Source organism: Paractinoplanes atraurantiacus, from assembly GCF_900215205.1.
Taxonomy (GTDB): Bacteria; Actinomycetota; Actinomycetes; order Mycobacteriales; family Micromonosporaceae; genus Actinoplanes; species Actinoplanes atraurantiacus.
This window is the reverse complement of record NZ_OBDY01000010.1, coordinates 21862-34053: the sequence shown is the minus strand read 5'-3', so window position 1 is coordinate 34053 and position 12192 is coordinate 21862. Positions and strand designations below refer to the sequence as shown.

The window sequence follows — 12192 nt, the reverse complement described above, 5'->3', positions numbered from 1 at the left end:
ATACGCTTTCGGCATGCTTCCGGAACCTCATGACGAATTGCGGTCGGCCACGTTTCGCGATCTCGACACCACGACGCTGTACGGGATCCTCAAGCTCCGCGCCGACGTGTTCATCACCGAGCAGCAGTGCGCGTACAGCGAACTGGACGGCCGGGACGACGAGCCCGGCACCCGGCATGTGTGGCTGGAGCGCGACGGTGAGATACGGTCCTATCTCCGCATTCTGAACGACGGCGACGTGCAGCGCATCGGTCGCGTCGTCACCGCCAAGAGCGCCCGGGGCGGCGGGCTCTCCGGCCGGCTCATGACCGAAGCCCTGGCGATCATCGGAAATCGCCCGAGCGTGCTGGACGCCCAGGCGCATCTCACGAAGTTCTACGCCAAGTTCGGATTCGAGCCGACCGGTCCCCAGTTCCTCGAGGACGGCATCCCGCACGTCCCCATGCGGCGTGAGCCTTAAGGCAGGGTGGCGACGATCTCGGCCACCGAGCGCCGGCGGCCCGTGTAGAACGGAACCTCCTCGCGCACGTGCCGCCGCGCCTCGGAGGCCCGCAGGTCACGCATCAGGTCGACGATGCGGTATAGCTCGTCGGCCTCGAAGGCCAGCATCCACTCGTAGTCGCCGAGCGCGAACGAGGCGACCGTGTTGGCCCGCACGTCCGGATATCCGCGGGCCAGCTTGCCGTGCTCGGCCAGCATGTGGCGCCGCTCCTCGTCGGGCAGCAGGTACCACTCGTACGACCGCACGAAGGGGTAGACGCAGAGGTAGGGGCGGGCCTCCTCGCCGGCCAGGAAGGCCGGGATGTGGCTCTTGTTGAACTCGGCCGGGCGGTGCAGCGCCATCTGCGACCAGACCGGGGCCAGGTGCCGGCCCAGCGCGGTCCGGCGGAACAGGGAGTACGCCTCCTGGAGCGCGTCCGGCGACTCCGAGTGCCACCAGATCATCACGTCGGCGTCGGCCCGGAGCCCGGACACGTCGTACGTGCCGCGGATCGTCACGTCCTTCGCGGAGAGCTGCTCGAAGAGGCCGTCGACCTCACCGGCCAGCTCGTCGCGCAACGCCGGCAGCGGCGTCTGCGCCCGGAAGACCGACCACATCGTGTACCGGATCGTCGCGTTCAGCTCGTTGAGCCGCGCCGCGTTCGTCTGCTCACCCATTCCCTCAACCCTCCAGCATCTTGCTCACGTCTTCGGCGGCCCGCTCACCACTGGCGATGCAGACCGGGATGCCGATCCCGTCGAAGGCCGCGCCGGCCAGGGCCAGCCCCGGCGGCAGCGCGGCCCGGGCCGCGGCCAGCCGGTCGAGGTGCCCCGGCGCGTACTGCGGCAGCCCACCGCCCCAGCGCTGCACCCACGAGGCGGCCGGTGGCGGAAGCTCGTCACCGAGAAGCTGACCGAGCTCATCGACGGCGCGTGACAGCAGCACCGAGTCGTCGAACTGGAGCCGCTCCTCTTCGCCCGCGCGCCCGAGCGAGGCCCGCACGATCACCGGCCCACCGCTCGGCAGCGACCACTTGGTCGTGAAGAACGTGGCCGCCTTGACCAGCGTGCCCTCACTCGGCGGAACCAAGAATCCCGACAAGTCCGGAAGCGGCGTCCCCGGCGGCAGCGCAAGACCGACCAGAGCCACGCTCGCGTAGTCCAGGCCCCCGAGAGCGGCCGCCGCGGCCGGGGCAACATCGGACAAAAGCCGCGCGGCCGGCGTGGAGGGCACGGCCAACACCACGGCGTCGACGTCATCGGTCTGCGGCGCCGGCACCGGCCCGAGCAGCAACCGCCACCCATGCGCCGTGCGCGCGATCCCGCGTACCGGAAGACCCAGGCTTATCCGCGCCCCACTCGCCGCCGCCGCCGCGCCCACCAGGCGGCTCATGCCGCCCTCGACCGCACCGAAGATCGGCTTGCCGGGCTCGCGGCGACTCGCCCGCTGCGCCGCCCGCACGGCATCTTGCAACGTGTGCTCGACCCGCGCCGTCCGCGCCAGCTGCGGCATCGTCACCTGCAACGACAGCCCGTCGGCCCGTCCCGCGTAGACCCCGCCGAGCATCGGATCGACGAGCCGGTCCACGACCTCGTCGCCATAACGGTCACGCACCAGCGCCCCGACCGCCACGTCTTCGCCTGCGGCGAGCAGCGGACGGCCGGCGTCGTGGTCCCTCTCGGCGGCCGGGTGCGCCACATCGCCGAGTTGCGCCAGATCTCCCGGTACGCCGACAAGCGTGCCCGACGGCATCGGAGCGAGCCGCCCACCGAAGGCCAGCGCGGCCGGCACCTTGGCCGGATGCTTGATCGCGTCGCCCAGTCCGAGCCGCTTGACCAGCCCGACCGCGGCCGACTCGGCCCCGTCGGTGCCCGACATCAGGAACGACTCGGCACCCCGCTCGACGGTCACCCCGCCCAGCTCACCGGTGCGCAGCTTGCCGCCCAGGGCGCCGCTCTGCTCGTACACGATGATCTCGGTGTCCGGCGGCGTCAGATCCCGCAGCCGCACGGCCGCCGCGAGGCCGGCGATGCCGCCTCCGATGACCGCAACCCGCTTCCGCACGACCTCAACCCTTCCACTCGGCGCCCCCGCCGCCTCGGCCGGGGGCGCTCGGTGTGACCTAGCGAGCGGACGTCTCGTGGACGAACGCGACCAGCCTGGTCAGCGCGTCCGGGTCGGTCTCGGGCATCACGCCGTGTCCCAGGTTGAAGACGTGCCCGGGCGCCGCCCGGCCCTGCTCGAGCACCCGGCGGGCCTCGCGCTCGACGACCTCGCGACCGGCGAACAGCACCGCCGGGTCGAGGTTGCCCTGCACCGCCTTGGACGGCCCGATCACCTTCGTCGCCCGATCGAGTGGCGTCCGCCAATCCACGCCGACCACGTCGGCGCCCGCCTCGCCCATCGCCTCGAGCAGCACCGCGGTGCCCACGCCGAAGTGGATGCGGGGCACGCCGGCGCCGGCCAGCCCGGCCAGCACCCGCGACGAGTGCGGCAGCACGTGCTCGCGATAGTCGGCCTCGCTCAGCGCGCCGGCCCACGAGTCGAACAGCTGCACCGCGCTGACGCCGGCGTCGATCTGGGTGCGCAGGAAGGTCAGCGTGATGTCGGCCAGGCGGGACAGCAGCGCGTTCCAGAGCGCCGGCTCGCCGTACATCATGGCCTTGGTCTTGAGGTAGGTCCGTGACGGACCGCCCTCGATGAGGTAGCTGGCCAGCGTGAACGGCGCGCCCGCGAAGCCGATCAGCGGCGTGCCGCCCAGCTCCTTGACCAGCAAGCGGACCGACTCGGCGACGAAGCCCACATCGTCCGGGGTGATCTGCCGCAGCCGCTCGATGCCGGCCGGTGTGCGCACCGGCTCGGCCACGACCGGGCCGGTGCCGGGCACGATGTCGAGGTCGATGCCGGCCGCCGCGATCGGCACGACGATGTCGCTGAACAGGATCGCCGCGTCCACGTTGTGCCGGCGCACCGGCTGCAGGGTGATCTCGGTGACCAGGTCGGGACGCCGGCACGAGTCGAGCATGCCGATGCCCTCACGGATCTTGCGGTACTCGGGCAGGGACCGCCCGGCCTGCCGCATGAACCAGACCGGGGTGTGCGGCACGTCGAGGCCGCGGCATGCCCGCACGAAAGGCGAGTCGTTCAAGACTGTGGTCACCGCGCCATCGTGCCACGACACGCGGGGCGCGCCGATCGGCTACGGACACGCGACGGCGGCATAGTCTTCCCCCATGGCGTCCCCCTCCGCTGAACCTCCGGCGTTCGCCCGCGCGGTCGCGGGCCTGCGGGCCCCGGCGCCACGGCCCGAGATCCTCCTCGAGGAGATCGCGGCGCCGCAGCGGCTCGCGCCCTACGCGTTCGCGCTCAGCGCGACCGTGCTGCGCTCCGGCGACGAGGTCGCCGGCGGCCGGCTGATCCTGCTGCACGACCCGGCCGGCCACGAGGCCTGGCACGGCGACATCCGGCTGGTCACGCTGGTCACGGCCGAGCTCGAGGCCGACCTGGCCGACGATCCGCTGCTGCCCGAGGTCGCGTGGACGTGGCTCACCGACGGCCTGGCCCAGCACGCCGCCGCCTACACGGCGATCGGCGGCACGATCACCCAGACCACGTCGACCCGCTTCGGCGAGCTGGCCGGCCCGCCGCCCACGGCCGACCTCGAGGTCCGCGCCTCCTGGACGCCGACCGCCGACGACGCCACCGCCCACCTGCTGGGCTGGTGCGCCATGCTCGCCTCGACCGCGGGCCTGCCGCCACCGGGAGTGGCCCTGCTGGGTCAGAACCAGCGAGCTAACACACCGTAAAGGTCGCGCAGGCCGTCTTCACCGGGATAGCCAGCCCGATCCCTTCGGCGTCTTTAGCCTTGGCGGTCGCCAGCCCGACCACCTGCCCGGTCGCGTTCACCACCGGCCCGCCGGAGTTGCCCGGGTTGATCGGCGCGTCGAACTGGATGGTCGGCCCGTCGGTGTCGTCCGGCCGGTACGCGCTGATCACGCCCGTGGTCACGGTGTCGTCGAGGCCGAGCGGCGCGCCGACCACGACGACCTGCTGACCCGGCTTGACCGTGGCCGGCGCCGTGGCCAGCCCCGCGATCTTCGTGTCGGCGTGCAGCAGCGCCAGGTCCTTGGCCTTGTCGACGTCGACGATGGTGGCCGTGATCCGGGTGCTGCCGCGTTCCAGCGACACCTTGCGCCCGCCGTCGGTCCACACCTCGGCCACCACGTGGTAGTTCGTCATCAGGTTCGACTCGTTGGCCTTGGCCTTCCTGCCGACCGAGAACGCGGTGCCGGTGAAGCTGCCGGCCCGCACCCGGAAGACGCTGGGCAGCACCTTCGAGGAGACCGCCTCCGGATCGAAGACCCCGGCGAGCTGCTGCTCGAGCCGGTCGGTCCGGTCCTTCTCGGCGGCCAGACCGGACGCCAAGCTCTGGTTGTGGTCACTCATCGATTCGATCCGGTACGCCTGCCAGCCCGCGACCAGGAGCAGGAGCACGACCACCCCGATGACGAGCGGCTTGATCCGCCCGCCCACGGAGGAGCGCCGCGGCTCGGGCTCGGGCTCGGGCTCGGCGACGACCGGCGCCGCCACTTCCTCGTGCCAGCGGGGCGCCTGTGGCTGCCGCTGCTGCGGCACCTGCCACTGCGGATCTTCGACCCATCCCTGCTGCTGCGGCTGCTCCCACTCCTGGAAGCGCCGCTGCGCCGGTGGCGCGGGCTCGGCCCAGGGGTCGCTCGCGGGCTCGTTCCACCGGGACGGCTCGTCCCAGGCCGGGGCGGCCGCGGGCTCGGAGGCCCGGCGCCGCCCGTCGTACTGGCGCTGCTCGCCAGTGGCGCCGGCAGGCGTGAACGGTTCGAAGGTCATGGTCATCCGGCGCGGCCTCCCGGGTAAACGGCGCTGCGGGAGGTAGTACGGAGCGAAGACGCTTCCGGATCAGGTCCGGGACGACCCAAAGAAAGATCGAGAATCGGCGCGCCGGGACCCGGCTGCGCGCGGGTGGGGTGGCCTCCCCGTACGGTAACGGAGTGACCGACGACGCACCCCTGCTCCGTCGGGACGCACCGGAGCCCGCAAGGGACGGACGACCGCAAGCCGAGCCGCCCGACCCGACGTCTGGTGGTCCCGACGCCGCGCCCGCCCCTTCTGTACCCCTGACCGCGCCCCGCGACGGCACTCCGCGCCCGGTGGAGACTTCCGGCGAGCTGGCCGACGTCGTCGCCCGCATGGCCGCCGGCACCGGCCCGGTCGCCGTCGACGCCGAGCGCGCCTCCGGCTACCGCTACACCCAGCGCGCCTACCTGGTCCAGCTCAGGAGGGCCGGCGCCGGCACCGTCCTGATCGACCCGCTCCCCCTGGACGACCTGCGCACTCTCGACGCGGCCCTGGCCGACAGCGAGTGGGTCCTGCACGCCGCCAGCCAGGACCTGGCCTGTCTGGCCGAGATCGGCATGAAGCCCCGGCGCCTGTTCGACACCGAGCTGGCCGCCCGGCTGGCCGGCTTCGAGCGCGTGGGCCTGGCCGCCCTGACGGAGCAGCTCCTCGGCTACTCCCTGGAGAAGCACCACTCCGCCGCCGACTGGTCGACGCGCCCCCTGCCGGAGTCCTGGCTGACGTACGCCGCCCTGGACGTGGAGCTCCTGACCGACCTCCGCGACCATCTGGCCGCGGAGCTGGACCGCCAGGGCAAGTCCGCGTGGGCTGCCGAGGAGTTCGCCGCCCTGGTGGCCAGCGCCGACCGCCCCCCACGCGTACGCCCCGACCCCTGGCGCCGAACTTCCGGCATACACCGCGTACGGGGAGCAAGGGCGCAATCGCGGGTACGGGCCCTCTGGTACGCCCGGGACGGCGTGGCCGCCCGCCGCGACTCCGCCCCCGGCCGGGTGCTGCCCGACTCGGCCATAGTCGCCGCGGCCGAACAGGACCCCAAGGACGAGCGCACCCTGCTCACCATCCCCGGTTTCGGCGGCCGCTCGGTCCGCCGCCTGGCCCGGGTCTGGCTGGACGCGCTGGACGAGGCGAGGTCACTGCCCGACGACGCCCTGCCCGTCAACCAGCCGGTGGACGGCCCACCGCCCCCGCACCGCTGGGCCGAACGAGACCCGGTGGCGGCGGCCCGCCTGGCCCGCTGCCGGCAGATCGTCATAGCCACGGCGGAGGAACACAACCTCCCTCCGGAAAACCTGATCAGCCCGGATTACATCCGCCGCCTGGCCTGGTCCCCGCCCGAGGACATCACCCCCCAGACGATCACCACCACCCTCCAGGGCTTCGGCGCCCGGAACTGGCAGACCGTCCTGCTGTCCGCCCAGCTGGCCGAGGCACTTCCCGACCCGGCAGCGATCTGACACGGCAACAAAAAGGTGGGGCTCGCTAGGCGGGCCCCACCTTTTTTCGCAACCCTGCCCCCGGCTCGCCGAAATACTCCTGTGACATTCCAGCGACCCGCTACCGCCCTCTAGTTACCCGCGAGTAGCATTCAGATCCACACACCCCCGGGCTCGCCCGCAAGGAGGCTTGCTGTGCCCCGTGAAGTACGCGAGGTCGTCTTCGTAGACGGCGTCCGCACCCCCTTCGGCAAGGCCAACGGCATGTACGCCGAGACCCGTGCCGACGACCTGGTCATCCGCTGCATCCGCGAGCTCATGCGCCGCAACCCTCAACTGCCCCCGGACCGGGTGGACGAGGTCGCGATCGCCGCCACGACACAGATCGGCGACCAGGGCCTGACCATCGGCCGTACCGCAGCCCTCCTCTCCGGCCTCCCCAAGACCGTCCCCGGCTACGCGATCGACCGCATGTGCGCCGGCGCCATGACCGCCGTGACGAACGTGGCCGGCGGCATCGCCATGGGCGCCTACGACGTGGCGATCGCCGGCGGCGTCGAGCACATGGGCCGCCACCCGATGGGTGAGGGCGTCGACCCCAACCCGCGCATCCTGGCCGAGAAGCTCGTCGACCCGTCCGCGCTGGTCATGGGCTCCACCGCCGAGAACCTGCACGACCGCCTCCCGAACATCACCAAGGAGCGCACCGACCGCTACGGCCTGAACTCGCAGCTGAAGACGGCCAAGGCGTACGCCGACGGCAAGCTCCAGCCCGACATGGTCCCGGTGGCGATCCGCAGCGCCGAGGAAGGCTGGGGCCTGGCCACTGCCGACGAGGCCCCTCGCGAGACCTCGATGGAGAAGCTCGCCACCCTCAAGACCCCGTTCCGCCCGCACGGCCGGGTCACCGCCGGCAACGCGGCCGGCCTCAACGACGGCGCCACCGCCGCGCTTCTGGCCAGCGAGGACACCGCCCGCGAGCTGGGCCTGCCGATCGCCATGCGGATGGTGTCGTACGGCTTCGTCGGCGTCGAGCCGGAGATCATGGGTTACGGCCCGATCCCGTCGACCGAGAAGGCGCTGAAGAAGGCCGGCCTGACGATCGACGACATCGGCCTGTTCGAGCTGAACGAGGCGTTCGCGATCCAGGTGCTGGCGTTCCTCGACCACTACGGCATCGCCGACGACGACCCGCGGGTCAACCCGTGGGGCGGCGCGATCGCGATCGGCCACCCGCTGGCCTCGTCCGGCGTCCGCCTGATGACGCAGCTCGCGCGCCACTTCGCCGAGCACCCCGAGGTCCGCTACGGCCTCACCGCCATGTGCATCGGCATCGGCATGGGCGGCACCGTTATCTGGGAGAACCCGAACTGGACGGGAGCGGACAAGTGATCGAGCACCCCAAAGAGGTCGTCACCAAGGCGCTCCTCCGCTTCGTGGACGTACCCGGCCTCTCCGCGAAGGCCGCCCTGATCACCCTCGACAACGGCTTCGACTACAAGAAGCCGAACAGCTTCGGCCCGGGTGGCCTGGCGTCGCTCGATGCCGCGATCACCGCCGCGACCGACGCGAAGCCGGCGTTCATCGCTGTGACCGGCAAGCCGTACATCTTCTGCGTCGGCGCCGACATCACCGGCATCCCGTACATCACCTCGCGGGAGCAGGCCGTCGAGCTGGGCGAGCTGGGCCACCGGGTCTTCGCCCGCCTGAAGGACTCGGCCATCCCGACGTTCGCCTTCATCAACGGCGCGGCGCTCGGCGGCGGCCTCGAGGTCGCGCTGCACTGCCACTACCGCACGGTGTCGGGCGGCGCGGCGGCGCTGGGCCTGCCCGAGGTCGCGATCGGCCTGATCCCCGGCTGGGGCGGCAGCCAGCTGCTGCCCAACCTGATCGGCGTGCCCGGCGCGGCCCAGGTCATCCTCCAGAACCCGCTCACCCAGAAGACGCTGCGCCCGAAGCAGGCGGCCGAGCTCGGCCTGGCCGACCAGCTGTTCGAGCCGGCCGACTTCCTCGAGCGCTCGCTCGAGTGGGCCGCCGGCGTCGTCAAGGGCGAGGTCACGGTCGAGCGGCCCGAGGTCGACAAGGACATGTGGGAGGGCGTGCTCTTCTTCGCCAAGCAGCAGCTCGACGAGAAGCTGCACGGCGCCGTCCCCTCCGCCAACAAGGCGCTCGAGCTGCTGGCTCTGGCCAAGGACGCGTCGTTCGCCGACGGCACCGCGGCCGAGACGCAGGCCCTGGCCGACCTGATCATGGGCGATGAGGCCCGGGCCAGCCTGTACGCCTTCGACCTGGTCCAGCGCCGGGCCAAGCGCCCGGTCGGCGTGCCCGACAAGTCGCTCGCCCGCAAGGTCACCAAGGTCGGCGTGATCGGCGCCGGCCTGATGGCCTCGCAGCTGGCGCTTCTTTTCGTACGCCGGTTGCAGGTTCCCGTGGTTCTCACCGACCTCGACCAGGAGCGGGTCGACAAGGGCGTGAGCTACGTCCACGACCAGATCGACAAGCTGGTCGCCAAGCGCCGCCTCGACGAGGGCACCGCGGCCAAGCTGCGCGGCCTGGTCAGCGGCTCGGTCGACAAGTCCGTCTTCGCCGACGCCGACTTCGTGATCGAGGCGGTCTTCGAGAACCTCGAGCTCAAGAAGCAGATCTGGGCCGAGCTCGAGAAGATCGTCACGCCGGAGGCGATCCTGGCCACGAACACCAGCTCGCTGTCGGTGTCGGAGCAGGCGGCCGGCCTGGAGCACCCTTCCCGCGTGGTCGGGTTCCACTTCTTCAACCCGGTCGCCGTCCTGCCGCTCCTCGAGATCATCAAGGGCGACCAGACCGACGACGCGACGCTGGCCACGGCGTTCGCGGTCGGCAAGGAGCTGAAGAAGTCGTCGGTGCTGGTCAAGGACGCCCCGGCGTTCGTGGTCAACCGGCTGCTGACCCGGGTCACCAGCGAGATCTTCCAGGCCATCGACGCCGGCACCCCGCTCGACGTGGTGAACGTGGCGATGGACCCGCTCGGCCTGCCGATGCGCCCGATCGCGCTTCTCCAACTGGTCGGCCCCGCCGTGGCGTACCACGTCGGAGAGACCCTGCACCGGGCGTTCCCGGACCGCTTCCTCGACTCGCCGAACCTCAAGAGGATCGTCGACGCCAAGCTGCCGGTCATGATCGACGACGAGATCAACCCGGCCGTGGCCGAGCTGATCGAGGGCGGCTCGGCCCCGCTGACCTCGGACGAGGTGCGGCAGAAGGCGATGGACGCGCTGGCTCAGGAGATCCGGCTCATGCTCGACGAGGGCGTGGTCGCGGAGGCGCAGGACATCGACCTGTGCATGATCCTCGGCGCGGGCTACCCGCTGCACCTGGGCGGCGTCACGCCGTACCTGGACCGCAGCGGCACCTCGGAGCGGGTCACCGGCAAGCGGTTCCTGCCCCAGGGCGTGGCCTCGCTGCCCGCCTGATCCTGTTTCGAAGGCCGATGCCCCGTGCTCCCCGGCGAGCGCGGGGCATCGCCGTTTCGGTGTGTCGCACCTCCCCCTACCACCGGAGATGCGTCATTGCCCGATGCCGATAGGCTCCGTGGGTACCCGATTGATGGAGCGCTCGATGTCGCAGCCCCCGTACCCCGGCCAGCCCTATCCGGGCGAGCCCTCCTCCGGCCAGCCGCACCAGGGACAGCCGCCTTACCAGCCCTATCCCGGCCAGCAGCCGCCGGCGGATGCTCCCGGTTCGGTTCCGCCCGCGCCGACATACCCGCCCACCACGGCGTACCCGGCTCCCGGACAGCCTCCGCAGCCGGACTACACGCAGCCTCAGTACGGCCAGCCCCAATACGGCCAGCCGCAGTACGGCCAGCCCCAATACGGCCAGCCGCAATACGGGCAGCCGGACCCGACCCAGCCTCAGTACGGGCCGCCCGGTGACTACACGCAGCCGCAGTACGGCCAGCCCGGCTACCCGCCGGCGCCGCCGCAGAAGCCGAAGTCGAAGGTGCTGCCGATCGTGCTGACGGCGATCGCCATCGTGCTGGTCCTGTGCGTCGGCGGTTCGGTGGCCATCTACCTGGTCGCCAACAACAACTCCAAGGACGACAACACCACCACGACGGGTACGGACGCGACGCCGACCGTCACCTCCACGACGGAGCCGACCGAGACGGCCCCGCGCACCACCGAGCCGACCAAGCCACCCGCCGCCACCATCAAGATCATTGAGCCGGCCAAGCTCGGCGGCCGCCCGAAGCTGACCAACCAGCAGTTCGCGACCCAGACCGAGCGTCTCGAGTCCAGCCTCAAGACGATGCCCGGCGTCACCAAGGCCATCGGCGCCCTGTACGGCACGGTCGGCGACGAGGACATCGTCGTGCTGGCCGCCGCCGCGGTCCCGATCGCCAACCCGAAGACCGAGCTCGACTCGACCTTCTACGGCGCCGGCATCGGCGGCCTGAAAATCGACAACATCGTCACCGCCCCCACCGGCACCCTGGGCGGCTACGCCAAGTGCGGCAGCGGCGACGCCTCCGGCACCGACTTCACCCTGTGCGCCTGGGCCGACGAGGGCAGCTTCGGCATGATCATCTCGTACTTCAAAACCATCAGCGCCGCCAAGACCGAGTTCCCCAAGCTCCGGGCCCAGGTCGAGTCCAAGAGCTGAGCCCCGGTCAAGCCGACACGCCGCCCCACACGATCACATAGTCGCGTCGCCTCCGGCACGGACCGGTCACGGTTCCCGTCCGGAGGCGCCCGCGTAACCTCCACCGGTCAGGATGGTCCGCGTCCCTGATCCGGCTTGAGGAGAGTTTGCGGTGATCCTGGAGCATTTGCGCCGCGTCCGCTGGGCGGTACGAGCCACTCTGCTGCTGGGCGTAGCCGCATCAGTCGTGGCAAACGTCCTGCACGCCCTGGACAACCCGATCAGCCAGGCCATCGCCGCGTGGCCCCCGCTGGCCCTTCTCCTCACGGTGGAGCTGATCTCCCGGGTCCCGGTCCACCACAAACTCCTGGCCGCCGCCCGCTTCATAGCCACGGCGACAATCGCCGGCATCGCCGCCTGGGTCTCGTATTGGCACATGGTCGGCGTAGCAGCCCGCTACGGCGAGACAGGCGCTTCTCCCTACCTCCTCCCCTTGTCGGTAGACGGCCTGATCGTCGTAGCCAGCATCTGCCTGGTGGAGCTGGGCGGCCGCATCTCCACCCTGGAACGAGCCGCCGACCCTTCGTCCGCCACTTCCACGCCCGCCACACCCCACCCCGCTACCCCCGCGCCCACCACGGCCGGCCTCGCTACTTCTGCGCCCACCACGGCCGGCCTCGCTACCTCTGCGTCCGCCACGCCCGGCCTCGCCACTTCTGCGCCCGCCGCGCCCGGCCTCGCCACTTCCGCGCCCGGCCTCGCCACTTC

General features: G+C 71.4%; 11 protein-coding genes. 7 read left to right on the top strand and 4 right to left on the bottom strand.

Annotated features, from left to right (window positions below; translation table 11 throughout):
• The first annotated feature begins 13 nt into the window (after positions 1 to 13).
• Entirely contained in the window at positions 14 to 460 is a 447-nt protein-coding gene (locus CRP55_RS22705; protein WP_097322146.1) for a GNAT family N-acetyltransferase, read from the top strand.
• Here CRP55_RS22705 and hemQ read toward each other — a convergent pair.
• The 3 genes from hemQ to hemE are packed head-to-tail and all read right to left on the bottom strand — an operon-like array spanning position 457 to position 3641.
• Positions 457 to 1158, bottom strand: a complete 702-nt coding sequence (gene hemQ, locus CRP55_RS22700; RefSeq protein ID WP_097322145.1) for a hydrogen peroxide-dependent heme synthase — start codon at positions 1156 to 1158, stop codon at positions 457 to 459. The two genes, CRP55_RS22705 and hemQ, sit on opposite strands and share 4 nt — an antisense overlap.
• Before the next feature lie 4 nt (positions 1159 to 1162).
• Positions 1163 to 2545 carry a protoporphyrinogen oxidase gene (hemG, locus tag CRP55_RS22695; RefSeq protein ID WP_097322144.1) on the bottom strand — a complete coding sequence of 461 codons (1383 nt, stop codon included), beginning with the start codon at positions 2543 to 2545 and terminating at the stop codon, positions 1163 to 1165.
• A 58-nt stretch (positions 2546 to 2603) separates the two neighbouring features.
• Positions 2604 to 3641: a uroporphyrinogen decarboxylase gene (gene hemE / locus CRP55_RS22690; RefSeq protein ID WP_342751566.1), complete on the bottom strand. Its 1038-nt coding sequence runs from the start codon at positions 3639 to 3641 to the stop codon at positions 2604 to 2606.
• Between the two features lie 73 nt (positions 3642 to 3714).
• Between hemE and CRP55_RS22685 the strand changes: the two genes are divergently transcribed.
• Positions 3715 to 4287: a DUF3000 domain-containing protein gene (locus CRP55_RS22685; protein ID WP_097322142.1), complete on the top strand. Its 573-nt coding sequence runs from the start codon at positions 3715 to 3717 to the stop codon at positions 4285 to 4287.
• Here the strand turns inward: CRP55_RS22685 and CRP55_RS22680 are convergent.
• Complete coding sequence (locus CRP55_RS22680) at positions 4274 to 5350, bottom strand: S1C family serine protease (protein ID WP_245923311.1); 1077 nt, start codon at positions 5348 to 5350, stop codon at positions 4274 to 4276. The genes CRP55_RS22685 and CRP55_RS22680 overlap by 14 nt on opposite strands.
• Positions 5351 to 5505: 155 nt before the next feature.
• On the opposite strand from CRP55_RS22680, the gene CRP55_RS22675 reads away from it, so the two are divergent.
• The 5 genes from CRP55_RS22675 to CRP55_RS22655 all read left to right on the top strand — a co-directional run.
• Complete coding sequence (locus CRP55_RS22675; protein WP_097322356.1) at positions 5506 to 6825, top strand: ribonuclease D; 1320 nt, start codon at positions 5506 to 5508, stop codon at positions 6823 to 6825.
• A gap of 174 nt (positions 6826 to 6999) precedes the next feature.
• On the top strand, positions 7000 to 8196 hold the full coding sequence (locus CRP55_RS22670; RefSeq protein WP_097322141.1) for a thiolase family protein: 1197 nt from the start codon (positions 7000 to 7002) through the stop codon (positions 8194 to 8196).
• A complete protein-coding gene (locus tag CRP55_RS22665) occupies positions 8193 to 10253 on the top strand; it encodes a 3-hydroxyacyl-CoA dehydrogenase NAD-binding domain-containing protein (protein ID WP_097322140.1) in 2061 nt (686 codons plus the stop codon). The genes CRP55_RS22670 and CRP55_RS22665 overlap by 4 nt, the downstream gene beginning before the upstream one ends.
• Before the next feature lie 145 nt (positions 10254 to 10398).
• Entirely contained in the window at positions 10399 to 11445 is a 1047-nt protein-coding gene (locus CRP55_RS53195) for a hypothetical protein (RefSeq protein WP_179855294.1), read from the top strand.
• A 151-nt stretch (positions 11446 to 11596) separates the two neighbouring features.
• The coding region (locus CRP55_RS22655) for a DUF2637 domain-containing protein (RefSeq protein ID WP_143234847.1) at positions 11597 to 12192 on the top strand (596 nt) is incomplete at its 3' end.